Origin of the sequence: Streptomyces chiangmaiensis, assembly GCF_036281785.1 — a bacterium.
GTDB classification, from domain to species: Bacteria; Actinomycetota; Actinomycetes; order Streptomycetales; family Streptomycetaceae; genus Streptomyces; species Streptomyces chiangmaiensis.
In genome coordinates, this window is record NZ_JAYWVC010000036.1 from 1 (window position 1) to 25,710 (window position 25,710).

Here is a 25,710-nt window from a genome sequence, read left to right on the forward strand (position 1 = left end):
TGGACATACGCAGCAACTCCATCCACGTACAACACCAGGGATTATTAATGAAGTTGGTGAGCCTGCCCCGTGAAAAGTGACGGCCTCCAGGACCTATGCCCGGGGCGTGCCGTCCCACCGCCATGTGGTCAGACGAGGGCGGTCGGGCAGTTCGGCGCGTCCGGTGGCCCACAGCAGGGTCGGCCAGGGATCCGTGGCCGACGGTGCGTCCGGAAACAGCCGGCCGAGCACCCGCGAGCACAGATCGGCAGGCGGGCTCCATACGAGCCCGAGCCCTTGCGCCAGGTCGTGCGTGTGCACCAGGGTCTCCACGATTCCCATCGCCGAGAAGCCCTCGGGGTCCGAGATGCCGAAGGCGTGATGAGCGCGGGTCTGCGGAGGCGTTGTGCGCACCATGGCGACGAGCAGCGCGCCGCTCGCTTCCAGGACCTGCAAGAGGCCGGCGGGTCCCGCCTCCCGGTTCGCGTGAATGGCGTTCGCCGGGCCGCCGGGCCGTCGGCTCTCCCACACGAAGGGCACCTCGCCGTCCAAAGGCGGGACTCTGGGGCCCAGTTGTGCAGCGTAGGCGAACAGGTCGTCGCTGAGGTGCTCGACGGTTTCCCAGCAGTCCCACTCCAGCGAACCGGCCTTGCCTTCCCACGCGGCGGGGGGCGCCTTGCGAAGAAGTGCCACGGCGAGCTGCACGGCAAGGTCGAGATCGTCCGCGGTGACGGGGGGCTGGGAGGGGCCGATATCGGCTGATCCGGACATGGCAGGACCGTACCGCCACTGGAAGGAGTCACGCGCCCCCTTTTGTCACTGTCCCGGCAAACCGACGAAGGTTCGTGGTCATAGCGCCGGCGGTGCTGTGACCACGGTGCCCACTCCGCCCGCCCCGGTCACTCTTGGCTCAGGGGCGCGATCTCCTCGAGCAGGCCTCGGATGCGCTTCTCGATCTCGCCGCGGATGGGACGGACGGCCTCGACGCCCTGCCCGGCCGGGTCGGGGAGGCCCCAGTCGAGGTAGCGCTTGCCGGGGAAGACGGGGCAGGTGTCGCCGCAGCCCATCGTGATGACCACGTCGGACGCCTGGACGGCCTCGACGGTGAGCACCTTCGGCACCTCGGCGGAGATGTCGATGCCCGCCTCCGACATCGCTTCGACGACGGCCGGGTTGACGGTGTCGGCAGGTGCCGACCCGGCGGAGCGGACCTGTACGCGGCCACCGGCGAGATGGGTGAGGAACGCGGCGGCCATCTGGGAACGCCCGGCGTTGTGGACGCAGACGAACAGCACGGACGGGCGCTCGGCGGGAGAGGTCATGGCGGGTGTCTTTCTGAGCGAGACAGGTCAGGGGAGGGTGGGGGCGGCGAGTTCGGGTTCGCCCTGAAGCGGGACGGTGTCGGTCGGCGCGGGTGCCGGGCGTCCGAACACCGCACTCACCAGGCCCAGCCCCAGCGCGGCGCCGAGCAACTGGGCCGCGATGAACGGGCCGAGCGAACCGGGGGCGATGCCGGCAAAGGTGTCCGTGAACGCGCGGCCGATGGTGACCGCCGGGTTTGCGAACGAGGTGGAGGACGTGAACCAGTAGGCCGCCCCGATGTAGGACGCCACGGCCACGGGTCCGAAGTGAGCGCGGCCGGTGCGGGCCAGTCCGAAGATCAGCAGGATGAGTCCGGCGGTCGCGACCACCTCACCCAGCCACAGGTGAGGGGTGGAACGGTCGTGAGCGGACCACTGCACGAACGACTTGCCGAACATGGCATCGGCCAGGACGGCACCAGCGACGGCTCCCGCGATCTGGGCCGGGAGGTAGGCGGCGATGTCCCGTGCGGTCAGCCCGTCGTTGCTGCGACGGCCGGTGAACCAAGCCGCGAGCGTGACGACGGGGTTGAAGTGCGCGCCGGAGACCGGCCCCAGCAGCGCGATCAGCACGCCCAGGCCGAAGACCGTGGCCAGTGAGTTGGCCAGTAGTTGCACGCCCACGTCCCGGGTCAGCTCAGTGGCCTGGATTCCGGAGCCGACAACCACCGCGACCAGGGCCGCCGTCCCCACCGCTTCGGCGAGGGCCCGGCGCGCCAGCGGGGCGCTCACGCAGTCGCCTCGGCCGTCTGCGACGTCGTCAGGAACGCAGCGAGCCGGTCGAGGGTGGCGGGCAGCGCCCAGTAGTAGACCCACGTGCCCCGGCGCTCGCAGTCGATCAGACTGGCCTGCCGCAGCAGCTTGAGGTGATGCGAGATCGTCGGCTGGGACAGATCGAAAGCCGGGGTCAGGTCACAGACACACACCTCACCACCCGCCCGCGAAGCGATCATCGACAGCAGGCGCAGCCGTACCGGGTCTCCCAGTGCCTTGAACAGCCTCGCCAGCTCCGCGGCCTGATCCTCCTCCAGGGGCGCGAACGCCAGCCCCGGACAGCACGCACCGGTCTCATCGCTCTGCCCGATCACGACGAGCTCTTGCTTCGACATGCATCTATGTTGACATCCTTCGATCCAAGGCGCAACCTTGTATCGACAGACATCAATGCAAGCCGATGGGAGCCCTGCCATGGCCCGTGCTCAGCTCGCCCTGCGTGTCAGCGACCTCGAAGCGTCGATCACCTTCTACTCGAAGCTCTTCGGCACCGAACCGGCCAAGCGGCGCGCGGGCTACGCCAACTTCGCCATCGCCGAGCCCCCGCTCAAGCTCGTTCTCATCGAAGGAGAGCCCGGCCAGGAGACCCGCCTCGACCACCTCGGCGTCGAAGTCGAGTCCACCGGCCAGGTCAACGCGGCCACCAGCCGTCTCAAGGACGCCGGCCTCGCCACCTTCGGGGAGAACGACACCTCCTGCTGCTACGCCCTCCAGGACAAGGTGTGGGTCCACGGCCCCGGCCAGGAGCCCTGGGAGGTCTACGTCGTCAAGGCCGACGCCGACACCCTCGGCAAGAGCACCCACCCCGACGCCACCGGCGACGCCTGCTGCACCGGCCAGGCCTCCGAGGAGGCTCCGGCGGCAGCAGGATGCGTCTGCGGCCGCTGAACCGGACGGCGGTCAAGTAGCGCCCCACCCACCCGGCCGGCCCTGAAGCGCGCACTGCAGTCGTGCGCCCGAACCGATGTCAGCCCCGGTCAGACGGTCTCTCCTGGCCGTTCAGCGGCCATACTTCATGGCCGTTCGCCGCGAGGTCCAGCGACTGGTCGGCCGGGAGGTCCATTTGCGTCCAAGAGGGTGGGCTCAGTGTTCCCACTCGTCCGGTCCGCCGCCCCTCCACTCGATCAGGTCGCATGTCCTGACCGACCACTCGTCCCGGTCCACGATCCCCTGGTTCTGCAAGAAGAACGCCAGCTCCTGCTGCGAATATGCGGTCCCCAGGATCTCCCCGTCCACCCGCACTCGCCGGCCACCCGTCTCCAAGGGCGGGTACACGATCACACGACGCTCTGCCACACACCCAGCCTCGCGCGCGGGACCGATTCGCGCACGCGGGCGACGACCCGGCGCTCCCCGGCGCGGTCGACGGGCGCCGCACGCGTCGTCGCGGACGGGCACACGTGCCAGAAGAAGGGCACCTTCGGGTGGCGCCTCGGACCAAAGGAGCTGAGGAACCGGAGCGACCTGGACCGGCTGCCCACCGACCCGGCGAAGCTGGTCACCCCGATGAACAGCTCCAAGGGGGTCAGAGGGCCGGGACGTCCGGGAGTCCGAACATCGAGGGGTTGCTGCGGATCTTCTCGCGCAGGTCAATCGGTGTCGTGTCCGGCTCGGTGGCCCAGGCGTAGATCGGCTCGGCGAGCTCCGGGTTGACGAAGTACATCAGCGCGGTGCGGTTGGTCAGGTGCAGGTTGCGCACCTGGTGGTAGAGCGCCGGGATCCGGCCGCCGGTCAGGTCGGCGAAGACCGAGCCCGGCATCAGGAGCACCTCGTCGGTCTCGGTGTGCATCGGGCAGGCCTCGCCATTCAGCCACAGTTCCAAGCCGGGTGCGGTGGTGTGTATCACAGTGACCAGGTGGCCGTCCTCGTGCTTGTCCTGCAGCAGGTCGCGGTCGGAGTCCGCCACCGCGTAGTTGTTGAACTGCAGGTAGGAGGCCGCCTCGAACGGCGGCGCCTTGTGACCGCCGAGCTGTGCGGCGACCTCGCCGACGGTGTCCGCGACGATGGCGGACAGGCACGCGCGCCAGGCCAGCAGTGCCTTGGTCAACCCCGCTATCTCGGCCGAGTTCGGGATCAGGTCGAGCCGGTCGTGCCAGAGGGTGAAGCAGTCGTTGAGGTCCGGGCGCTCCGCGCTGACCGAGAACTCGCGGCCCATCGGGCGGTAGCCGAAGTTGAAGTCCGCGGCGGCATAGCGCTCCTTCTCTCCGACCGGTCGGCCGAAGAACTGCCGGCTCTCGCCGAGTACTCGGTGCAACAGGCGTTCTCCGCCGTCGCGGAGGGTGATCCGGGCGTAGCCGTCGCGCAGCAGATCGTTGGCAGCTTGCGTGGCAGTGGTGAGCATGGTGCTTCTCTTCTGTATCTGGGTGCCTGAGCGGGCATCGGGGAATCGACGGAACGTCACTGGGGCAGCCACCGGCCGGCCGAGGCCTGCGGATCGCGACAAGCCCGTGCCGTCACGGCGGCGAGTCGGCGAGCGCTCGCACGGCGGGCCATGGCGACGGAGGCACCCGCAACGCCTACGGCGCCTCGGACAGGGGTGAGGGCACGCCCGGAGCAGTGACATCCCGTGACGGCAGGGAGACGACACAGGCGAAGGCACGCGGACGGGCCGGCCAGGCTCGTTGAGTCGCCGCTCGCAGGAAAAGCTCCGAACGGAACCCAACTGAGCTCTGCCACAGAGAAGTTGGACTTACGGCACCGCTACGGACTCAGGTACGGGAGACAGCCTGAGCGAGAGCGGGTCGGATACTCGGACTACTGCCGGGACTCATCCCGACTGCCTCCTCTCGTCACCGCGCACCTCGGTGCGCTCGTCCTCGCGGACGACGGCATCGCCGCCCGCCCCAGGGCAGCACGGAGTCCGTCCCGGACCACGGCCGCACTTGGCCGACACCCTCCACGTAGGAGTTTCAGCACTGCGGGGCGTATCCCCACCCGTCCTGGGCGGGACGCCACACCTGAACCTGGGCGTCTCTCGACGTCGTCGGGTCAGTGGCTTGTAGCCGCGCAGACGCCTCACCGAAAGAGGTGTCGCGCCGAGCAGTATGGCGCAGGCTCGAAGCGCCCTGTCAACTACGGCATCTACTGTGCACCGGTGGCACCCCACGGCCAGTGGCCTGCGTGTATGGGTGTCGTCAAAGACAAGCGGAATTCCATCAATCTCGTGTCAACGCCGGCGGGAGCAGCGGATGCTGGGCTGTACTCGAATGGTGCGGGGACGGCTTCCCCCGCCCAGTGCCCAGGAGAGGAAGCGATCGGCGATGACAGCATCAGAGTTCACCACGGTCACACGTCAGGGCGAGGACGCGCCCCACGCTCCCGAGACGGAAAGCGGCGAGCGCCGCTCCCGCGACTCGGAGTCCGGCACCGAGGAGCACAACCGCTTGGCGGCTGTGCACTGCCACGTCGCCATGGACTATCCCGAGTAGCCCTCGGGACCGCAGAGCCCAGAGATCGTGTGCCGCTCGAAAAGTGGCTCCCCCTGTCGCTTCCGTGAGTCGTTGAGCAGGGGCGATGCACGCAACACGCCGTATCACAGGTACGGTTCCGCTTGCGAAAGAACGAAACGGAAGAACCTGGATACGGCGTGCGATCCTCAAGGACATGGACTCGGCTGCTCGGTGTCGAAAAGATCGTGATCGAGGGGGTGGAGGTCGAGGAGGCCAAGGACGGTAGCGATCCGTTGCCCTACAACCTCAGACCCACGGATCCGACAGGAGGGCCGTTTTCGCCCGGCTGAAGCCGGGGATACCCACGCAAGATCAAGGATGGATGTCGGGTGGTCGAGCCCGGCGTTTCACCGGCCGACGTGGATGTAGGGCGCCCACAAAGACGGCCTGTCAGGGCAGGTTGCACGCAGGGATCGCACCGCCCTGTCCAGTGCCCGCGCCGGGACGGTACCCACGTCGGCAAGGAGTTCGGCGTAGAAGCGGGCCGCGACCTGGGGAGCTGCTCGGTCGGCGATGGGCCAGAGCGTGGCGACGACGTGAGGGTAACCGGCGAGCAGGAAACGGCTGGCCAGATGCAGTCCCTCATCGGGATTCACCAGGGTGTGACGCCCTGTCTCGCAGGCCGAGAGGAATGCGAGCGTGGCCCCCGGAACGGCGGCGACATCCGCCATGGTCAGTGTTCCGTCGTGGAGGCGCAGACCACCCGCGTCGGACGACTGGGGAAGGTAGTCTCCGTGGCAGGCGAAGTGGACACAGGAATGGTGCGTCAGCCGGCCGGTGACGCGCTGCCGGGTGGCGGCAGGTCCCATGAGCAGGGCACAGCCCGGGAACTGCGCCATCAACTGCGACGCCTCATGACCGGCCATGGGGAGATCGCCATATCCCGGGGTTCTCGGAAGAGCCACCACCAGAAGGTCCTCGTCGGTGATTCCCTTCCACCGGGGCATTCCGCGCAGGGCGCGCAGACTTGGCGTGTACGAGGAGATGCAGTGGTCCGCGACCCCGGGTCCGTCCGGCCGGCGCCCGGCTGCGTGCAGCGGGAGGAAGGAGAGAAGTCCGGTTGGGCACCACCACAGTCTCGGCAGGGTGTCCGCGGACTTCTCCGTCGTGGAGGTGAAGCCCACCGCCTCGAGGACGGGTTCGGTGATCGTCTCCCATATCCATGCGAGTTCCAGGCCGAGTTGTCGCTCGGCCTGGCGTCGTTCCGCCGCGGATGAGGACTGGGCGGCCTCCTGGGACTCGAACAGATTGGAGGAGTGCCGACGGAACGAGTCCATCGTCAGATCGGTGAGCGGCACATGCCGAAGGTGATCGGTGGTCACGATCAGTGCATCCGAGCGGTGGATGCTGTGGATGAGTATGACGACGGGGTCTTTCGGTGCCTGTGCCATCAGGTCCGCGGCCGTCTGCGAGGCGAGAAAGCCCTCGAATCCCGGAACTCTGCGGATCTGCGCGATCGTACGGTCCCATGTGGCGTTGAGGACGCTGCGGGATTCGGCATCGGTGGCGGTCTCCAGCTGCCCGCTCAGCGTCGAGAGGTCGTCCGCGAGCTCAGGTGCCTTTGTGTACAGATCGTCGGCGCCGTTGCGCAGTACGGTGGTCTCGGCGAACAGGACGCCCCTGCCGTTCTCCACGTGCTGAAGTGCCATGTGGGGTGACCCGGCCGCGATGGCGCAGGAGGCGGCGATCGACACCATCGGACTGAGCTCGCCGAGAAGTCGTCCGGGCTTCTCCGTGTACGGTCGGCGCCGGCCCGCGAGGCGGGGCAGCAGTCCGATGGCGGTCTCCAACGCGGACGCCGCAGCCGCCCAGTCGCCCAGGACGGCCAGGTTGCGGCCGGCATACCAGGCACTGGTCACCTGTGTGCGGAGGTCTGTCGCCGGGTCGCTCGCCGCGGCCTGGAACGCGGCCACCGCCGCACGCAGGTCCGCCTCGTCCCTGGCGTCGTCGGCGGCGTCCGCGTAGCGGTTGTTGAGCATGGCCCCCAGGTCGAAGTGGCCTGAGGACGTCGCTCGCACCGCGTGGCGTGCGACGTCGATGGCCTCGTCCAGGGCTCCTGGAGCTTTCCCGGACCGGTGTTTGGCCTCCAGTGCACGGTAGAACGCTCGGTAGGAATCGAGCGGAACGCGGTCCGACGGCGGCACGGAGGCCACCGCATCCCGGGCCAGCGCGATCGCCTGGTCGAGGTCGTTTCCCGGTCGGCCGCGCAGGTGACGCCGCCTCAGCAGATGGCTGACGATCGCGCTGATGTCTGCCCGGGGCAGGCCTTTCAGAGGCAGCCGTCGGAGGGTGCTCAGGCCCAGGTCGACCGCGTCGTCGAGTTCGGCGTCGGGAACCGCGTCATCGCTCTTGGCCACCGTGCTCAGAACGTTGTACACGGTGCCGGCGTAGGCCGGGTCTTCGGGCGGCATGCGATCCAGCACGCTGCGGTTGAGCTCGAGCGCGTGTCCGAGACAGCCGGGATCGGAGGTCTCTTCGTACAGCAAGGCGAACAGGTTGCCCAGATCGCACGCGGCGTCCTGGCTGTCCGGATGGTCCGGGGAGAGCGACGCGAGCAGCCTTCTGCCCAGGTCGATGCCCTCGACCAGCAGCCCGGCATCCGATCTGATGCCTCGCTGGTACGCGATGCCCAGGGTTTCCATGATCTGGATGATCGTGTCGCTGCTCATCGTCGTGCCCCGCCGAGCGTGGTCCATGGCGCGGCGCACCAGACGGACCACCTCGTCGGCCAGACCGGTGAGGGGCACCGCCGGGTACAGACGGATCAGTGCGTGGCCCAAGCCGGCGAGTAACGGCCCTTCCAGCTCCGCACTGCGCGAGATCGACAGACCGAGTTGGAGGATGACCGCTGCCGATAGTCCGGCTCCGTTGTCCTCCCTGGAGGTCTGTCGCACCAGATCCCCCGCATCGGTGATCCACCGCTCCCATCGCGGCGTGCGCAGGTCGGGAGGCGGCGGGAAGAGCGAGCGGACAGCAGGCGGCGCTGCCTCGATGTCCGTCTCGTATGCGGCCATGAGCATGGCACGGCCCAATGCCTGATCACGCCCCCATCGGTCCCATCCGTACGCCTCGATCGGGTTCTGCGTCCGGCACAGGAGCAGCGCACCGACCACGAAGAGAGCGGAAGCGTGGTCCCGGGTGGTCCCCTCCGCGCCCAGACCCTGCTGAACCGCCTGAACGAGCAGATCGTCGATGCAGTGTTCGGCTTGCGCGCCGAAGAGCAACTCGGGGTCGCCGCCGGTGAACTCCACGGTATGCATGCGGTTCAGCAGTGAGGTCCGCAGATCGTCAGGGCGCATGCGGCGGCTCAGCTCGCTCGTAGCGGTGCCAGGTCATATCGGTTTCATCCCATCGGTGAATGTAAGCGCGGAGATCTTCGGGAGGGATGGCGACGAGTTGGCGCACCGCGTTCGTGGGCAGAGGATCGGGTGCGATCAATGTGGCTCCGCTCTGCTCGTCCACGATCGCCACCTGCCGCGGCTGTTGCGGCTCCTCTCGCGTAAAGATCCTGCTGAGCCGCGCATATGCGTCTTCTGCCGACTTGCTGACGATGACCTGCAGGAAGGGCAGGAAAACGGTGGCCGCCGCGGCTCCGAACACGGCCGACACGACACTCGAGTCCCTGTGCGACGACTCGTCCTCGACTGCGAGCGACTGCTCCAAGAGCGCTGTCACTCGTCCGGCGACATCCCCAAGCTCCGACTGGAGGGAGCCGATGGCATCGTGGCGGCCGTCGAGTCTGGCGGCGCTCCAGCCGTCGTCCGCCGGTGCATAGCTCACCAGGACGTCGTATTCGTTCCCGGGGAACAGCGGAGGGTCGCGCCGCACCCACAACCAGCCGGCCACACCGGGGTCATCGTCTCCCGAGTTCGGCACCACAGTCCTGGTGACGACCACTCCGCAGTCCCGGAGAATGCGGGTGAGCCGATCCAACTGCTCGGTCGCTCGGCTGCCGCCCGGCTGCGAGGCTGTCACGCTGTCCGACAATGCTCCTCCGCGAGCTGATCCTTGGCTCCATCGGCATCATCGCGCAACGTCTGATCGAGAGGCAACAACTGGGGCTGCGGGCACCGCCGATCACGATGTCACCGGCCGATCGCCGCGGACCGATCTCCAGACCTGGACCACGTCGAGGAGCCGCAGATCGACGTGTACGGCATGCCCGGCAATGACGACCTCGGTCAAGCTGCGCCAGAGCCGACTCTTCCACCAGGACCTGCTGTACTCAGGCACGATCAAGATCAGGCTCTCCGACAGGCCGACGAGCCGGGGCGTCGACGCCGCCCCGCCCGCCATGGCCCGGAACTGAGGATTCGGGGTGCGGCCCTTCCCACGAGGGGTCCCACCCCCGGCTTCAGCTGCTGGTCGCCGTCGTGCCCGCCGGCTGCGCGGGGCGGACGGGCTTCGAGACGCCCCCGGTCAGAGACACTTCGTGGACCGTACGGCCTTCGGATGCAGTGCCTCTCGGCGGCCCGCCGAAAACGGTCACCCTGCCCGGAGGCGCGCTCCTTCGCACGTGCATCATGTCTGTCGACTTGTTCGATTTCCCGGTTCACGGGCGCGGGCAGACCGGCCGCGCATGGAGGCACGATGCACCACGCTCATCTGCCGCAGGGGGCGGGCCCCGCCTTCGCCCAACTCCTGCTGTCCAGCTACGAGCGGCAGACGGGCCGACCGTTGTGTCCGACATCCTGGTCCTCGGACGGCGAGGCGGCCGAGTGGCTGTACTGGCAGGCGCCGTTCGGGTTGCTCGCCCATGACACGGCCGACGATCCGGTGTTCGTCTACGCCAATCGCACCGCGCAGAATCGCTTCGACTACACCTGGCAGGAGTTCACGGTGCTGCCCTCGCGTCTGTCCGCGGCACCCGATGCCCAGGCCGGACGCAACTCGTTCATCGCGTCGGTGGCGGACAACGGCTACGCCTCGGGGTATCGAGGGCTACGGCGAGCGAGGACAGGCCGACGCTTCTGGATCGAAGACGTCACCATGTGGAACGTGACGGACGCCGGTGGCGTCCACCACGGTCAGGCCGCCGTCTTCCACTCCTCGACGGACGCATGAAGCTCCCGTCCGATACCCCCACGGCCGTCCGGCCGCCGCATGGCGGCGCCCGCGTTGCGCGAACGGCGTGCCGGGCGGCACTGCGGACCGCGCGGTGCACGATGTCCGCCCGGGTCACTGAGGGCCTGCGAAGAGTGCACGGCAGCTGACGAACCGTGAGATGTGGGTCACATTCCCTGACGGGATTGTCACACTCCTCCGCCGCCGCTGCTCCCAGGAGGCAGACACGGCAGGAGGCGCCCACGACCGGTCGCCGCACCTGTGCCCTCCGACGCAGACCGAGGCGAAAGAAGGCACCGACCGATGCAGCTCACGATCTTCGCAGCGAGCGGTGGCATAGGCCGCCACCTGCTCGAACAGGCCGAGGCCGCGGGCCACGACGTGACCGCAGTCGTACGCGATCCCCAGAGACTGACCGACCGGGCAGGACGGTTCCGCGTGGTCACGGCCGACCTGGCCGCGCCGGATGCGGACCTGCTCGCATCCGCCGTCGGCGGCAGGGACGCCGTTCTCTCCGGACTCGGACCACGGCACCCGAAGTCCGACGCCGGGATCACCTCGCGCGGGACGAAGGCCATCGTGGCGGCGATGCAGGCGACCGGAGTGAGGCGCCTTGTGGTGGTCAGCGCCGCACCCGTCGGCACGGTGCCCTCACCCGGCCGGCCGCACCCCCCGAAACACGATCCGGGCGACGGGTTCTTCATGTGCCACCTGGGCAGACGATTGGCCCGCGCCATGTTCCGCGCGCACTATGCCGACCTCGCACTGATGGAGGACATTCTTCCCCGCAGCGACCTGGACTGGACCGTCTCACGCCCGCCGCGGCTGACCGACAAGCCGCTCAGCGGCGTCTACCGGACGGCGTTCGGGCGCAACCTTCGCGGGGGCACGCTGGTCTCGCGCGCCGACGTCGCACACCACATGTTGCGGGTCATCGATCGACCGGAAGCTGTCAGGCAGACCATCGGCATCGCCGACTGACACATCCATCCGGTGTCGACGTGGGCTCCGTCACACGTGACAGGATGGGTGAGCAAGCGCTTGGATAGTGGGCGACAGAGTCCGCCGCGATGACCGGGAGGCCACGTTGTTGTTCACATCCGTCGATGACGTCTCCGCGCGCCTCGCCGAGACCGGGTATCTCGCGTCGCCCGCGGTCGCCACGACGGTCTTCCTCGCCGATCGGCTGGGCAAGCCGCTGCTGGTGGAGGGCCCGGCCGGGGTCGGCAAGACGGAGCTCGCCAAGGCGGTGGCCGAGGTCGCCGGCGCGCGACTGGTCCGGCTGCAGTGTTACGAAGGCGTCGATGAATCACGTGCGCTGTACGAGTGGAACCACGCCAAGCAGCTGCTGCGGATCAGCGCGGGCCGTGACGAGACGTGGGACGAGACGCGCACGGACATCTTCAGCGAGGAATTCCTGCTGGCGCGTCCGTTGCTGACCGCCATCCGAGGCGGGGACCCGAAGGTGCTGCTGATCGACGAGACCGACAAGGCCGACGTCGAGGTGGAGGGTCTGCTGCTCGAAGTGCTGAGCGACTTCCAGATCACCGTCCCCGAGCTGGGCACAATCACCGCGACCACCCGTCCCTTCGTGGTCCTCACGTCGAACGCGAGCCGGGAACTGTCGGAGGCATTGCGCCGTCGCTGCCTCTTCCTCCACATCGGCTTTCCCGACGAGGAGTTGGAACGGCGCATCGTCCGGCTGAAGGTGCCGGGACTCGACGGGGCGTTGACGAAGTCCGTGGTGCGTGTGGTGGGGGCGCTGCGCGCGATGGATCTGCGGAAGGTCCCGTCGGTCGCCGAGACCATCGACTGGGCGCGCACCCTGCTGGCGCTCGGGGCGGACACGCTCGACGAGACCGTCGTACGTGACAGCCTCGGCGTGCTTCTCAAGCACCAGGACGACGTCCTCAAGGCGGCGGCCAAACTCGATCTGGGAGCCGTGTGAACTCCCCGGCGACGCAGACGGGGATCGCGGAGCGGCTGACGGGTCTCGTCGGCGCGCTCCGCTCACACGGCGTACGGATCGGCACCGGCGAGACCGTGGATGCCGCGCAGGCGCTGGAGGCACTCGGCCTTGCCGACCGGGAGCGGCTGCGCGAAGGCTTGGCCGCCTCGCTGCTGCACGGCGAGGACGAGCGGCGGGTGTTCGATCCGGTCTTCGAGGTGTACTTTCCGCGTCGTGTCGGGGCGCCGGAGTCGCAGCAGGACGCGGACCGGGACGCGCTGCGGGACCGGCTCGCAGCCGCGCTCGCCGCCAACGACGAGGCGATGACTGCGCAGTTGGCCGTCGAGGCGGTGAACGGGTTCGGGGGATACGGCTCCTCGCCGGAGTCGGACGGCTGGTCGTCCTACCAGACGCTGGACCGGCTGCGCCCGCAGACGCTGCTGGCACGCGTCCGGGACACCATCAGGGCGCAGGCCACCACGGGTGCGGGGTTCACCGACCGGCTGCTGGAGGACGAGATCCGCAGGCGTATCGAGGTCTTCCGTAGGCAGGTCGCGATCGAGGCACGGCGCCGGGTGGCCGAGCGACATGGCAGGGACGAGCTCGCCCGGCGTGCGGTCTCCCCCACCCCCGACCGGGTCGACTTCCTGCTCGCCGGACGAGCTCAACTCACCGAGTTGCGCAGGGCGGTGCAGCCGCTGGCGCGCAAGCTGGCCACCCGGCTCGCAGCCCGCCGCCGTCGTGCCGCGCGTGGCACCATCGACCTGCGGCGGACCCTGCGCGGATCACTGTCGACGGGCGGGGTGCCGATGCAGCCCGTGCTGCGTCGCCGCCGCCCCGTCCGGCCCGAACTGGTGCTGCTGTGCGATGTGTCGGGTTCGGTGTCGGGATTCTCCGACTTCACGATGCTGTTGGTGCAGGCGCTGCACGACCAGTTCAGCAAGGTGCGGGTGTTCGCCTTCGTCAACCGCATCGACGAGGTGACCGGGTTCCTGGTGCACGGCGCGGCCGATCCCGAAGGGCTGGCCGCCCGCATCCGGTCGGAGGCGACGGTGACGGGCTGGCACGACAGCAGTGACTACGGGGCCGCATTCGGCGAGTTCGCCGAGCGGTATCCCGACGCCGTGGGTTCCCGCACGACGGTGTTCGTCCTCGGCGACGCGCGTACGAACATGAGTGACCCGAACCTGGCGGCCGTACGCCGGCTCTCCGAACGGGCCCGCCGCGTCTACTGGTTGAACCCCGAGCCGCGCACCCAGTGGGGCACAGGCGACTCCGCTGCGCCTGATTACGCCGGGCTTTTGGAGATGTACGAGTGCCGTAACGTCGGGCAGCTCAGCGCACTGATCGGCCGCCTGCTGCCGGTCTGAGCACGCTCACCACCGTGCCGACAGGGGCCCTGCACAACCGTCCGGGGACGTCTCGAGTCATGTCTTCCTGGGGGGAGGTGGTGGTATGGCCGGTGCCGCTGCGTGGATGGTCCGGCACGCGATGGCCGCTTGGGCGGTGTCGGGGCTGTTGCTCCTTGTCGGTGGTGTCGTCGTGGTGGCGCTGCCGTATCACCACAGCCTTTCGACGGCACGGGCCTACCGAACGACGCCCGAGGCGGTCGTGGTCTCCGCGGTGGTCACGGACCTGAGGAACATTTCTAACGGCAAGGGCTGCGAATACCGGGTGGAGGTCCGGGGCACGGCGACGGTGTCCGGCAGGATCGAACTCGACGACTCAGACCCCGTACTGTCACAGCTCAGCAGGGGCGACCGGGTCGGGATCGAGCTCTGGCACGGCCGCCGGACCGGCATCACCTTCGACGGGCAGGTCCAGGAGACCGTCACGGCGCCGACCCTTGAACCGGGCCTGTGGCTGGCCGGTGGTCTGGTTCTGCTGCACGGCGGCGTGCTCGCCTTCCACACCGCCGTCCGGCTGCGTCGCCGGACACATGAGTCGTCCCGGTTCTGGCCGGGCCCCGAAGGAGGCCTCACGCCGACCGGCAAGGTGATCGCCGGATCCGCAGCGGCCGCGTGCATCGCCGGCGTCGCCGCGTCCCACGACCTACACGGCCATATGGCTCACGCTCGGCCTGATCACCCTCGCCGTGTGGAGGGCGGCGCACCTGGTTCGCGACCGGGGATGGTTCCGGGCATGCAGGCCGGCCGCGTATGGCCACCGGCGACAGAGGGGGATACGAGCGGCGCAGGCAGGGACGCGTGGACGCGAAGTATGCCCTGATCGGGCCCGGTTGGGGAACGGCAGCTCGCGTGGTCCGGCGGTTGGCGCATCTGGACAATGACCAGACGTGCCACTCCCGCACCATTGCCCACGGCTCGAGGCGAACTCATCCTGAGGTGATTTTCCGATCTTCGCATCCCTTGAGGAGTTCTCCTTGCCTATCGTTCCCAGACTCCGACCAGGGCCGCTGGCACTCGCCGTAGTAGCCGTCCTGGCGACGGGGGGCATGCCGGCCGGCACCGCGGTACCCGGGGACACCGCCCGTTCGGTAGCGGCCGTCGACGCGGTTCACCCGTCACCAGGCCCCGGTGGCACACACAGCGTCACCCTGATCACCGGTGACAAGGTCACGATCGGCACGGCGGCCGACGGCAGCGTCGTCCGGTCCTTCGAAGGCCCGGACGGCACCACGACCGGTTTCCACCGCGCGGTCATCGACGGCTCGACGTACGTCTACCCCGACAAGGTCCTGCCGTACGTGGGCGCCGGGAAGCTGGACAAGCAGCTCTTCAACGTGACCCGGCTGATTGCCGACGGCTACGACGACGCACACAGCTCCCGGCTGCCGCTGATCGTGAGCTACACCGACGCGGCCGCCAGGTCGCGCACGCAGCCGAAGCCGGCCGGCTCGACCGTCGTCCGCCGCCTGGACAGCATCCAGGGCGCGGCCCTCGCGCAGAACCGCAAGCAGGCACGGGAGTTCTGGGCCGCGCTGACCGGAGGTTTCGGCGCGGCGGCCCGGTCCGCGAAGCCGGCCTTTGCAGGCGGCGTCGCCAAGGTCTGGCTCGACGGCAAGGTGAAGGCCGACCTGGCCGACTCCACCGCCCAGATCGGCGCACAACAGGTCTGGGCGGAGGGGAACACGGGTCAGGGTGTGAAGGTCGCGGTGCTCGACACCGGCGCGGACACCGAACACCCGGACCTGGCCGGGCAGCTGGACAGCAGTGCCAGCTTCGTCCCCGGCGAGGACGACATCGCCGACTACCACGGGCACGGCACCCACGTCGCCTCGACCATCGCCGGCACGGGCACCGCCTCCGACGGCAAGGAGCGAGGCGTCGCCTACGGCGCCCGGCTGGCCGTCGGCAAGGTGCTCAACTCCGACGGCAGCGGCCAGGAGTCCTGGATCATCGCGGGCATGGAGTGGGCCGCCCGGGACCAGCACGCCAGGATCATCAGCATGAGCCTGGGCGGCGGCGGTGACCACACCGACCCGATGAGCCAGGCGGTCGACGACCTCAGTCGCGACACGGGCGCGTTGTTCGTCGTGGCGGCGGGCAACGGCGGCCCGCACTCCATCAGCAGCCCCGGTGCCGCGGACGCCGCGCTGACCGTGGGCGCCGTCGACTCCGCCGACCAGCTCGCCGACTTCTCCAGCCAGGGCCCGCGTGACGGCGACGCCGGGCTGAAGCCGGAGATCACAGCGCCCGGCGTCGACATCCTCGCGGCGCGCTCGCACTACCGGCGAGGCTCCGGTTACTACACCACGATGAGCGGCACCTCGATGGCCACGCCGCACGTCGCCGGCGCCGCCGCGCTGCTTGCCTCCGAGCACCCCGACTGGACGGGCGCTCAGCTCAAGGAGGCACTGGTCAGCAGTGCCAAGGCGACCCCGTCGTACACCCCCTACCAGGCGGGCGCCGGCCGGCTCGACGCGTCGGCTGCGGTGCACACCACGGTCTTCGCGACCACCACCGCCTACTCCGGCTTCCACACCTGGCCCCCGAAGCCCGGGGAGACCGACGTCCAGAAGGTGACGTACACCAACGTCGGGGACGCCGCGGTCGGTCTCGACCTGGCGATCAACGGTACTGTCCCGGCAGGGTTGTTCAGTCTTTCCGAGGACCACGTCACAGTCCCCGCGCATGGCAGCGCCACGGTCACGCTGACCGCGGCTCTGGACAAGGTGGCGGGCGACCAGTCGGTCAGCGCCATGATCACCGGTACGGACGGCACAGGAGCGGTCCGGGCCCGGACGCTGATCGGCGCCGCACGGGAAGGCCAGCGCCAGAACCTGACCGTCGTCGCGAAGGACCGGTCGGGCAAGCCGCTGTCGGGCAGGGTCCTCCTGATCGCCGAGCACCTCTTCACGGTGATGAACCTCGACGAGTCCGGCACCGGCACGCTGCGGCTGCCCGTCGGCAGCTACAGCGGATGGCTCACGGCCGACGTACAGGGGGCCAACGGGCCCCACTCTCGGGGCATGGCGCTGCTCCCCTTCAACGACGTGCAGCTGGACCAGGACCGCACCGTCACCCTGGACGGCCGGAAGACCCGTCAGATCCTGGCGCGGGTACCGAAGCAGACCACCGCAGTCGCACCGCGTCTGGACGTCCACCGGTCGTTCACCGACAGCCTCTTCGAGTCCTCCGAGCTGCCCGGCCCGTCCTACGACAGCATCTGGGCGCTTCCTACCGGAAAGAAGGTCACCACCGGCGAGTTCGAGTTCGGTGCCCGCTTCCGCCTGGAGCAGCCGGCGCTGACCATGGGCACATCGTCGCAGACCTATGCCGACCCGCTGGTCAAACGTGCGGCCAAGCCGCTGCCGGCGGGCACCCGGACGCTCACGGCCGTCTACGCCGGTGACGGCACGGCCGAGGAGATTGCGCGGCAGAATGTGCGCGGCAAGGCCGTGGTGGTCCGCAGCGGCGGCACGGCCGCGATCAAGGCGCAGGCGGAGGCCGCCGCGACAGCGGGCGCGCAGGTGCTCGTGGTCGTCAACGACGGCATCGGCCGACTGCAGCCCTGGGACGAGTCTCCCTGGAGCCCGGAGAGCCCGGCCCCGGTGACGGTGGCGACCCTCAACGCCGACCAGGGCGCCGACCTGATCGGCGCGCTCCAGCAGGGAACGGTCAAGCTGAAGGTCACCTCGCACCCCACCACCGACTACCTCTACGACGTGGTGCACCACTGGTCCGGCGCCGTCCCGGCGGATCCGACCTGGCGCGAGGAGTCCAAGGACCTGGGCCAGGTGGACGTCTCCTTCCGCAACTACCGGCAGGGCAAGGCGATGGAGTTCCGCCCCGACGTCTGGCGAGGCTGGGCCGTCGGCAACCAGCTCACCACACCCGCCCAGGGCGATCGGACCGACTGGGTCACCTCCGGCACCACCTGGCTGGACGACGCCTTCATTCAGGGCGAGACCGGACAGCACGCGATCGACGTCCTGAGCTATCCGGCTCAGCGGACCGCCAAGGTCAGCTGGTTCGGCCCGATCCAGCGGCCCCGCATGGGCCCGCTCGGCTACCAGCCGGTGCGTTACCTCGACGCGATGTACATCACCGCGCCCGGCTGGGGTGACTCCGGCGCCGGTCACGTGGGCGAAGCCCATGGCAACTTCGACGTCAAGGACTGGATGTCGCTCTACCAGGGCGACCAGCAGCTCGACTGGGGCAACGCCGAGTGGCTGCAGGTCCCCGGGCTCGGTGCGGAGCGCCTGCCCTACCGGCTGGTGGTCGACAACGACCGGGCCGCCTGGGCCAACCCGTATTCGACCCACACGCTGACCGAGTGGAACTTCACCTCCGCGGTCACGGGCAGCGAGTCGGCCGTACCTCTGCCGCTGATCCAGCTCGACTACGGGGTGGACACCGACAAGACCGGCCGGGCCGATCGGGACGCCCGGCTCACGGTGACCGCCTCCCACATGCCCGGCACGACGGCCAACGTCGGAAAGCCCACGCTCGAGGTCTCGTACGACGACGGGGCGACCTGGCAGCGGGCCGAGCTGAGCAGCCAGGGTGACGGATGGCAGACGGCTCTGCGCGCGCCGCAGTCCGCCGGCTTCGTCAGCCTCCGGGTCACGGCCCGGGACAGTGCCGACAACAGCGTCTCGCAGACGATCACTCGGGCCTTCGGCCTGCACTGACGTCACCTGACGTGCACACCCGCCGGGCGGGGCCGCTAATCGCGGCCCCGCCCGGTGGCATGTGGACTCCGCGTCGATTGCCTCGGGCAACCGGCCTTGTGCCGGAGCAGGCTCGACTCCGTCTCGGTCGACCTCGTACGCGGCCACGGCCGCCTGGAGGGCCCCCGCAAGGTCAGCGTGCAGACCCCCGAGGGCGACACCGTCCGCCTCACGGCACGGCATGCGGTGGCCGTCACCACCGGCAGCCGCGCGGCTCTGCCCAGCGTTCCCGGCCTGGACACCGTACGTCCCTGGACCAGCCGCGAAGCCACCAGCGCCGACAAGGTGCCTGGACGTCTGGCCGTAGTCGGCGGTGGTGTCGTGGCGGTCGAGATGGCCACCGCCTGGCAGGCACTCGGATCCCAGGTGACGTTGCTGGTGCGCGAGGACGGCCTGCTCGAACGGATGGAGCCCTTCGCCGGCGAACTGGTCACCGAGGGACTGCGCGACGCGGGCGTCGACGTCCGCTTCGCCACCTCCGTGGCGTCGTTGGCGCGCGAGGACGGCGAGGTGCGCATCAGCCTCACCGACGGCTCACGACTGGCCGCGGACGAGATCCTGTTCGCCACGGGCCGCGCACCGGCAACCCGGGACCTGGGCCTGGAGAGCATCGGCCTCACCCCGGGCGACTGGCTGAAGGTGGACGACACCTTCCGCGTGACCGACGTCGCCGACGGCTGGCTCTACGCCGTCGGCGACGTCAACCACGGCGCCTTGCTGACCCACCAGGGCAAGTACCAGGCCCGCATCGCCGGCGCCGTCATCGGCGCCCGCGCCGAGGGCGAAGCGGTCGACGACACCGAGTGGGGCGCACACATCGCAACCGCCGACAAGGCCGCCGTACCCCAAGTCGTCTTCACCCACCCCGAAGTCGCCTCCGTCGGCCTGACCAGCCACGAGGCCGAAGCGAGCGGACACCACATCAAGGTCGTCGACTACGACCTCGCCCGCGTCGCAGGCGCCCACCAGTACGCCGACGGCTACCGCGGCCGGGCCCGCATGCTCGTCGACCTCGACCGCAACACCGTGGCCGGCGTCACCTTCGCGGGACCCGGAGTGGCGGAACTCCTGCACTCGGCCACCATCGCCATCGCGGGCGAAGTGCCCATCGACCGGCTCTGGCACGCCGTCCCCGCCTTCCCCACCATCAGCGAGATCTGGCTGAGACTGCTGGAGACCCACCGCGGTTAGGGAAGCAACCGAGCGGTGACCGGGCGCACCCGCCGCACAGGTCCAGCCCCGGTCACCGCACTCGGCTCACTCCGCCCCGTGGGCGTCAGGCGCCGGCCGCCTCCTCGGTCCGGCGCACCTCCAGCAGCAGCGCCTGGTCGGGATTGAGGTTCGGCATGGGAACTCCGGTGACCGCAAGGACGGCCCCCGGCAGTGTCAGCCAGCCGTCCAGCGCCAGGGTCAGCCAGGCCGGGCCGGCCGTCTGGTGGAGGGACGGCAGGCCCAGTTCGGTGCGGGCCCGGACCTGGTAGGTCGCCTCGGAAGCGAGACCGGGCAGGGGCACCCGTCCGTACTGGCCTTCGGGTGAGGTGGCCACCCGTGCCCAGCAGTAGAGGGCGGCCGTCTGGTCCTGCGACACGACCCCGTGCAGCAGTGTCGCATCGTCGCCGAGGTCGGCGCGGACCGTGCGGCCGCTGTGCAGCAGGGGGCGCAGTTCGCGGTAGAGAGCGGTCCAGGCGGTGAGCCGGGCAAGCTCCTCGGGGGTGCAGCGGGTGATGTCCTGCTCGATGCCGGCGTGCCCGAACAGGGCCGTGATCAACCGAAAGGTGTCGGAAGTGACCCGGGCGGTGGTGTGGCTGGTGCCGGAGCCGACGTGGGCGCCGACCAGCTCGGGCGGCAGCAGCTGCGCGGTCCACCGCTGGATGGTCTGGCGCTCAACCGGGTCGATGCAGTCCGAGGCCCACACCCGGTCGGTCCGGGCCAGGATGCCCAGGTCGACGCGGCCGCCGCCGCTGGCGCAGCTCTCGATCTCCAGCCCCGGGTGGCGCTCCTTCAGAGCATCGATGAGCCGGTACAGCGCGAGCACCTGGGCGTGCGCGACCGGGCGGTCCCCGGGACCGTGGACGGCCTCGTGCAGTTCCCGGTTGTGGTCCCACTTCAGATAGCCGATGCCGTACTTGTCCACCAGTGCGTCCAGCGCGTCCAGCAGGTAGTCCCACACCTGGGGGTTGGCCAGGTCCAGGACGTACTGGTGACGGGAGGACGGGCCGACACCGCGGGCCGGGCCGAGCACCCAGTCGGGGTGTTCCCGGGCCAGGTCGGAGTCGAGATTGACCATTTCGGGCTCGACCCACAGACCGAACTCCATGCCGAGCGAACGCACATGGTCCACCAGCGGCGTGAGTCCTTCGGGCCACACGACCGGGTCGACCGTCCAGTCCCCCAGACCGGCGTTGTCCGAGCGGCGTCCGCGGAACCAGCCGTCGTCCAGGACGAAGCGCTCGACACCGACCTCGGCGGCCTTGTCGGCCAGTCGCAGCAGCCGGTCCAGGTCATGGTCGAAGTACACCGCCTCCCAGCTGTTGAGGATCACCGGGCGGGGGCTGCGCGGGTGGGTGGGCCGGTGGCGCAGCAGGGTGTGGAACCGGTCGGCGAGTCCGTCGAGCCCCTGGTCGGACCAGGCGAAGTGACACACCGGCGTGCTGTAAGACTCCCCGGGGGCGAGGCGGATCTCCCCCGGCCGGAGCAGCTCTCCGCCGCCGAGCACCGCGGCGTGGGCGCCGGCGCCCTCCGGGAGTTGCTCGACCAGGTACTGCTGGTCGCCGCTCCAGGCGATGTGCACGCCCCACACCTCGCCCGCTCCGAACCCGAACCCGGGCGCACCCACCGTCACCAAGTACGGCGAGTCCAGTCCGGGTTTGCCCCGCCGCACCTGCCTCGCGTAGGTGCCGAAGGCCAGCGGGCGGCGCTGGGGGGAGCGCTCCCGGCTCCATTTGCCGGTGAAGTCGAGGACCTCCCGGGCCCTGCGGGGCAGCGGCAGCAGGGTGGTGACCTGCGCCAGGTCGTACGGCGTCGGGTCGGCGTCCTCGTGCCGGGTGATCCGGCTCTCCACCGCCAGCACTCCGGAGGGCTCCAGCCGGTAGGTGACGGTGACGTCCAGCCCGGCCGTGGGCTCGGTGAGCCGGAGGGACAGTTCTCCGCCCTCGGCCTGCGGCTGGTACGAGGTTCCGGCCAGGCTCAGCCGCGGCGCGGTGGACGTACCGGCCAGGTGGCCCTGATGGGCGGGTGTGCCGGACCAGCCGTCCGCCTCGGTGGGCCAGACGGTGAATCGGCGAGGAATGTCGATGGAGTTGTTCAGCACGGCGGGTTCATCGGTCAGGGCGAGCGCCGCCAAGGCGGTGTCCGGCAGGTCGCCCAGGTCGGCCCCCCAGTGCAGGACTCTGGGCACCGGCTCGGCGAGCTCCACGACGAGTGAGGTGCCGGCCGCGCGCAGGGCGAGGATCCGCGCGGTGGTGTCAGGCATGCAGAGTCCTTTCCATTCCTTTGTGTCCGGCGTTCGGAACGCCGGTTGCTGTCGGTTGTTCAGCTCTTCGCGAGCAGCGTCCTGCTCTTGTTATTCCAGCAGGTCGCCATCGCTGACGGCGTCGGTGGACCCGCAGCGATGCGACCGTTGTGCTGGTTCGGGTCGGGTGGGTGATCAGAGGGTGGTCCGGTCCACGTCGGACACGTAGTCCCGCCCGCGGTCGGGCGGGCGTAGTCGTCCGACACGTTCTTGCCGTTGTCGACGTTCCAGCCGGCGTCCACGTGCACGTAGTTGTAGCCGTGGGACTTCGGCTTCGAGGCCAGGACGTCGGCCTGCTGCAGAACATGGGACTCGGTGAGCCAGTTCTCCCCGCCGCAGCCGGGGAAGTTGGTGGACTCAAGACTCCACGTACTGAAACCCATGTACGGCGTGGCGGCCACGATGGGTGCGGCAGCGCCCGCCGGGGTGCCGGCACCGGAGGCGCCCACGGGGGCAGCGACCCGCGCGGCGGCAGGCACGGCGAGGGCCACCGCGGGTGCGGTGACACAGGTGAGAGTTCTGAGACGTGCGGGTCGAACTGGACGAGCCATGGATGCACTCCATCTCGGGGCGACTGCAAGCGGCCTTCCGCGTGAAGGAATCGAGCAGAATCGAGGCTGGTGAGCCCGTGGGCAGCGGTTGTCCCGGAACAACATCCACAGGAGACGACGGGCATGCGTGGCCACGCTCCTCCCCGGGGCGGATCCGCCATGTCCGCCCTGATGAGGAGTGCGGCGAATGTAGGCATGCTTTCCTTCCAACGTCAACATAATCGGAGTCGGGAGGGATGTGGCATCTCACGCTGCCGTTTCTGCATGTATTGGGCGAATAGCCATCCTTCTCCCACTTCAGGGAGATACAAATGGGGGAGAAAGCGCCGTTGCCTTAATTTCCAACGGAAATGTAAAGTCGCTCCATGAGCCTCACCGGCCAGCCCCCCGCCGCCGTCCTGGTCTTCCAGACCCTGCTCCAGCACGGCCCGCTCAGCCGTGCCGAGATCGGACGGCGCACCGGGCTGTCCCCGGGTGCCGTCACCAAGTCGGCCACTCCCCTGATCGCCGACGGCTGGATCACCGAGGTGGGCCGGCCCACCGCGGAGCGGGCCAACGGCCGTCCGGCGACGTTGGTCGCGGTGCGGGCGGCACGCGCCCGGTTCGTGGGGGTCAAGATCACCGGGGACGAACTCATCGGCGTGCTGGCCGATCTGACCGCCCGTCCGCTGGCCTCCCGGCGGGCCGCGCTCGATTCACGGGACGTGGGCACGGTGGTGCTGGCGATCGCCCGGCTCGTGCAGCAACTGAGGGACACGGCGGACGTCGGGGAGGCCGACGCGATCCACGGCCTGGGTGTCACCATCTCGGGCGATGTCGACGGGCAGACCGGGCACGTGCAGTACTCGCCCTTCCTCAACTGGCGCCGGGTGCCGCTTGCCCAGCTCGTCGAGTCGGCCACGGCGATTCCCACGGTCATCGAGAACGACGTACGGGCCCTGACGGTGGCCGAGCAGTGGTTCGGCGCGGGCGCGGGCCTGTCCTCCTTCGCACTCGTCACCGTGGGAGCCGGCATCGGTGCCGGACTGTCGGTCGGCGGCCGGGTGATTTCCGGGGCGCACGGGGTGGCGGGCGAAGTGGGCCACCTCCCCGTCGGCGGCACCGAGCGCACCTGCACCTGCGGCAACACCGGCTGCGTCGAGGCGGTCGCCTCCACTCACGCGATCACCGAACAGGCCCGGCAGGCAACCGGCGACGCCGAACTGACCATGGAGGAAGCGGTACGGCTCGCACACGCCGGCGACCCGGCCGTGCGGGGGGTCTTCACCCACGCCGGACATACCCTGGGCCTGGCCCTGGCCTCTGTGGCCAACCTCATCGGCCCGGAACGGATCATCATCTCCGGCGAGGGCGTGGCCTCCTACGACCTGTTCGCCGATCAGATCCGGCAGACCTTCGCCGATCACGCGTTCGGCGCCGCCGCGGACTGCGATCTCGTGGTCCGGTCACTGCCGTTCGAGGAGTGGGCGCGAGGCGGAGCCGCGGTGGCGGCCCAGCGCGTGTTCGCTCCCGCCAAATAGGCCCCCGTTCGGCCCCGCCGCGCAGGCTCTTGCGGATTCATCCGCGCACCGCAGTGCTTCGGCCTGCTGAAGCGAGTCGGCGGACAGGGCATGCCGCGCACGGCGGTCGTGCACGCGATCCTGTCGTTCCGGTGGACTCCGGGCGCACAGCATGCGGCCGGGGCCCGTCAGCGGGCCCCGGCCGACAAGCCGGGCGATCGCACCGTCAACCGGTCGAAACACCGTCGCATCGTGGATGGACACCTGAAGCTGTGGCGCGGCGTCGCCACCCGCTACGGCAACGCCGCCACCAGCCACCTGGACGGCCACCACATCGCAGGGGTGTCGCTCCGGTCGGGACGGTCATCCGGACGAATCCGCCTAGCGGCGACCGGAGAAGTGGTGGTGCCGGTCGCCGTGCCAGCGGTGCCAGCCGTGGTGCCGGCCCCGGTTGCCGAAGCGACCGTGGTCACGGTGGTGGTCGCCGTACCGGCCACGGCCACGGTCCCGGTCGCCGCCCCGGTCGTGGTGGCTCTGAGAGTAGCTTCTCCCGTTGTCGCGGCCGTGGTCGCCTCCGTCGGCCAGAGCCGGCATGGCGGCCGCCGCGACGAGGGCGCCCGACGCCACGAAGGTGGCGATCAGGCGGACCGTAGTACGAGAAACAGACATGACGCTGTCCCCTCACGTTCATGCACACCAGCCCTGGTCAGGGCCGGCGTGCCATCCGATTCCCCGGCTCGGTGCCGAGGTCCGCCACTGTGGCCCGTCTCGGCGGCGCTAGATCAACAAAAAGATTCGCGTTACAAAACATCGATATATCCGTAACGCTCCCTTGTATCGGGCATCGATTCGCGCGGAGCTCGTGCCATGGATCCGCCCCTGCTCCGAACTGCGCTCCGATCAGCAGAAAAACGAGCGCGGCACACGACACGCCTCACGGGGCCGCCGCTCCGCCTCCCTCGACCGGAGCAGCAGCTTTCGTAACGATGGCGGGGCCACCGTTCGAGCGACCCGCCGCGCCCGCCCGGCACGACCCTCCGTAGCCCCCCTCCTGGCGCTCCAGGTGTCGCGTACATGCTCCCCGCAGCCCTGCAGCCGGACGACCGCCCACCACCGTCACGTACCTGCTGCTCAGGCGCGCCGGAGCGGCGGCTGATGTGGCGCCATGTCCGACACCCGTGCGCCCGCGCCCCGTCGTCGAACGTGACCTCGGCCTACTGGAGCGCCTCTACGAGGACCCTTCGGAAGCCGGGAAAGCGAGCACCGAGATCGCCCACATCGGAGCAACGGGCGCTGGAGTCGGCCGGATTCGCTCGTGCGGGCGTGCTGCGCGGTGCTGCTTCCGCACCGGTTCCCGGCGCGACGTGGTCATGTACTTCGTGCTGCGCGACGAGGTCGCTCTCAAGGAGCGACACCGGCGATCTCGCCGTCGTCGTCC

Annotated in this window: 22 protein-coding genes and 1 riboswitch; of the genes, 11 read left to right on the forward strand and 11 right to left on the reverse strand. The window is 69.6% G+C overall.

The window, feature by feature from the left end; genetic code table 11:
- Positions 1 to 93 precede the first annotated feature (93 nt).
- The 4 genes from VXC91_RS14025 to VXC91_RS14040 all read right to left on the reverse strand — a co-directional run bounded on the left by VXC91_RS14025 (position 94) and on the right by VXC91_RS14040 (position 2,449).
- Positions 94 to 750 carry a hypothetical protein gene (locus VXC91_RS14025; RefSeq protein ID WP_329507496.1) on the reverse strand — a complete coding sequence of 219 codons (657 nt, stop codon included), beginning with the start codon at positions 748 to 750 and terminating at the stop codon, positions 94 to 96.
- Positions 751 to 878: 128 nt separating this feature from the next.
- Positions 879 to 1,301 (reverse strand): arsenate reductase ArsC, encoded by a 423-nt coding sequence (locus VXC91_RS14030; protein ID WP_329507497.1) that lies wholly within the window; start codon positions 1,299 to 1,301, stop codon positions 879 to 881.
- A 27-nt stretch (positions 1,302 to 1,328) separates the two neighbouring features.
- Complete coding sequence (locus VXC91_RS14035) at positions 1,329 to 2,072, reverse strand: aquaporin (protein ID WP_329507498.1); 744 nt, start codon at positions 2,070 to 2,072, stop codon at positions 1,329 to 1,331.
- Positions 2,069 to 2,449, reverse strand: coding sequence for an ArsR/SmtB family transcription factor (locus VXC91_RS14040; protein ID WP_329507499.1), 381 nt, complete (start codon positions 2,447 to 2,449; stop codon positions 2,069 to 2,071). Before VXC91_RS14040 ends, VXC91_RS14035 begins: the two co-directional genes overlap by 4 nt.
- A 79-nt stretch (positions 2,450 to 2,528) precedes the next feature.
- On the opposite strand from VXC91_RS14040, the gene VXC91_RS14045 reads away from it, so the two are divergent.
- Entirely contained in the window at positions 2,529 to 3,002 is a 474-nt protein-coding gene (locus VXC91_RS14045; protein WP_329507500.1) for an ArsI/CadI family heavy metal resistance metalloenzyme, read from the forward strand.
- 195 nt (positions 3,003 to 3,197) lie between these two features.
- Here the strand turns inward: VXC91_RS14045 and VXC91_RS14050 are convergent, their stop codons facing one another.
- Both VXC91_RS14050 and VXC91_RS14055 read right to left on the reverse strand, forming a co-directional pair.
- Positions 3,198 to 3,410 (reverse strand): hypothetical protein, encoded by a 213-nt coding sequence (locus VXC91_RS14050; protein WP_329507501.1) that lies wholly within the window; start codon positions 3,408 to 3,410, stop codon positions 3,198 to 3,200.
- A gap of 229 nt (positions 3,411 to 3,639) precedes the next feature.
- Complete coding sequence (locus VXC91_RS14055) at positions 3,640 to 4,455, reverse strand: 2-oxoglutarate and iron-dependent oxygenase domain-containing protein (protein ID WP_329507502.1); 816 nt, start codon at positions 4,453 to 4,455, stop codon at positions 3,640 to 3,642.
- 545 nt (positions 4,456 to 5,000) lie between these two features.
- Positions 5,001 to 5,148: riboswitch (M-box (ykoK) riboswitch) on the reverse strand.
- 226 nt (positions 5,149 to 5,374) lie between these two features.
- Between VXC91_RS14055 and VXC91_RS14060 the strand changes: the two genes are divergently transcribed.
- Positions 5,375 to 5,542 (forward strand): hypothetical protein, encoded by a 168-nt coding sequence (locus VXC91_RS14060; RefSeq protein WP_329507503.1) that lies wholly within the window; start codon positions 5,375 to 5,377, stop codon positions 5,540 to 5,542.
- 368 nt (positions 5,543 to 5,910) lie between these two features.
- Here the strand turns inward: VXC91_RS14060 and VXC91_RS14065 are convergent, their stop codons facing one another.
- On the reverse strand, positions 5,911 to 8,862 hold the full coding sequence (locus VXC91_RS14065; RefSeq protein ID WP_329507504.1) for a CHAT domain-containing protein: 2,952 nt from the start codon (positions 8,860 to 8,862) through the stop codon (positions 5,911 to 5,913).
- Positions 8,852 to 9,343 carry a hypothetical protein gene (locus tag VXC91_RS14070; protein ID WP_329507505.1) on the reverse strand — a complete coding sequence of 164 codons (492 nt, stop codon included), beginning with the start codon at positions 9,341 to 9,343 and terminating at the stop codon, positions 8,852 to 8,854. The genes VXC91_RS14065 and VXC91_RS14070 overlap by 11 nt, the downstream gene beginning before the upstream one ends.
- A gap of 388 nt (positions 9,344 to 9,731) precedes the next feature.
- On the opposite strand from VXC91_RS14070, the gene VXC91_RS14075 reads away from it, so the two are divergent.
- The 8 genes from VXC91_RS14075 (at position 9,732) to VXC91_RS14110 (ending at position 19,902) form a co-directional block, all read left to right on the forward strand.
- The gene (locus tag VXC91_RS14075) at positions 9,732 to 9,872 is read left to right on the forward strand and encodes a hypothetical protein (RefSeq protein ID WP_329507506.1); all 141 of its coding nucleotides are present in this window, start codon (positions 9,732 to 9,734) and stop codon (positions 9,870 to 9,872) included.
- A 281-nt stretch (positions 9,873 to 10,153) separates the two neighbouring features.
- Positions 10,154 to 10,627: an MEKHLA domain-containing protein gene (locus tag VXC91_RS14080; RefSeq protein WP_329507507.1), complete on the forward strand. Its 474-nt coding sequence runs from the start codon at positions 10,154 to 10,156 to the stop codon at positions 10,625 to 10,627.
- Positions 10,628 to 10,930: 303 nt separating this feature from the next.
- Positions 10,931 to 11,608, forward strand: a complete 678-nt coding sequence (locus VXC91_RS14085; RefSeq protein WP_329507508.1) for an NAD(P)-dependent oxidoreductase — start codon at positions 10,931 to 10,933, stop codon at positions 11,606 to 11,608.
- Between the two features lie 109 nt (positions 11,609 to 11,717).
- Positions 11,718 to 12,575 (forward strand): AAA family ATPase, encoded by an 858-nt coding sequence (locus VXC91_RS14090; protein WP_329507548.1) that lies wholly within the window; start codon positions 11,718 to 11,720, stop codon positions 12,573 to 12,575.
- Positions 12,572 to 13,945 (forward strand): vWA domain-containing protein, encoded by a 1,374-nt coding sequence (locus VXC91_RS14095; RefSeq protein ID WP_329507509.1) that lies wholly within the window; start codon positions 12,572 to 12,574, stop codon positions 13,943 to 13,945. The genes VXC91_RS14090 and VXC91_RS14095 overlap by 4 nt, the downstream gene beginning before the upstream one ends.
- A gap of 85 nt (positions 13,946 to 14,030) precedes the next feature.
- Positions 14,031 to 14,804: a hypothetical protein gene (locus VXC91_RS14100; protein ID WP_329507510.1), complete on the forward strand. Its 774-nt coding sequence runs from the start codon at positions 14,031 to 14,033 to the stop codon at positions 14,802 to 14,804.
- A gap of 154 nt (positions 14,805 to 14,958) precedes the next feature.
- Entirely contained in the window at positions 14,959 to 18,672 is a 3,714-nt protein-coding gene (locus tag VXC91_RS14105) for a S8 family peptidase (RefSeq protein WP_329507511.1), read from the forward strand.
- 96 nt (positions 18,673 to 18,768) lie between these two features.
- Positions 18,769 to 19,902, forward strand: a complete 1,134-nt coding sequence (locus VXC91_RS14110; RefSeq protein WP_329507512.1) for a dihydrolipoyl dehydrogenase family protein — start codon at positions 18,769 to 18,771, stop codon at positions 19,900 to 19,902.
- Between the two features lie 85 nt (positions 19,903 to 19,987).
- Here VXC91_RS14110 and VXC91_RS14115 read toward each other — a convergent pair whose 3' ends face one another.
- Both VXC91_RS14115 and VXC91_RS14120 read right to left on the reverse strand, forming a co-directional pair.
- Positions 19,988 to 22,183 carry an alpha-galactosidase gene (locus VXC91_RS14115; protein ID WP_329507513.1) on the reverse strand — a complete coding sequence of 732 codons (2,196 nt, stop codon included), beginning with the start codon at positions 22,181 to 22,183 and terminating at the stop codon, positions 19,988 to 19,990.
- Positions 22,184 to 22,242: 59 nt separating this feature from the next.
- On the reverse strand, positions 22,243 to 22,773 hold the full coding sequence (locus VXC91_RS14120) for an alpha-amylase family protein (protein WP_329507514.1): 531 nt from the start codon (positions 22,771 to 22,773) through the stop codon (positions 22,243 to 22,245).
- A gap of 365 nt (positions 22,774 to 23,138) precedes the next feature.
- Here VXC91_RS14120 and VXC91_RS14125 point away from each other — a divergent pair, with 365 nt between their 5' ends.
- On the forward strand, positions 23,139 to 24,293 hold the full coding sequence (locus VXC91_RS14125) for an ROK family transcriptional regulator (protein ID WP_329507515.1): 1,155 nt from the start codon (positions 23,139 to 23,141) through the stop codon (positions 24,291 to 24,293).
- 360 nt (positions 24,294 to 24,653) lie between these two features.
- Here VXC91_RS14125 and VXC91_RS14130 read toward each other — a convergent pair whose 3' ends face one another.
- On the reverse strand, positions 24,654 to 24,941 hold the full coding sequence (locus VXC91_RS14130) for a hypothetical protein (protein ID WP_329507516.1): 288 nt from the start codon (positions 24,939 to 24,941) through the stop codon (positions 24,654 to 24,656).
- Between the last annotated feature and the right edge of the window lie 769 nt (positions 24,942 to 25,710).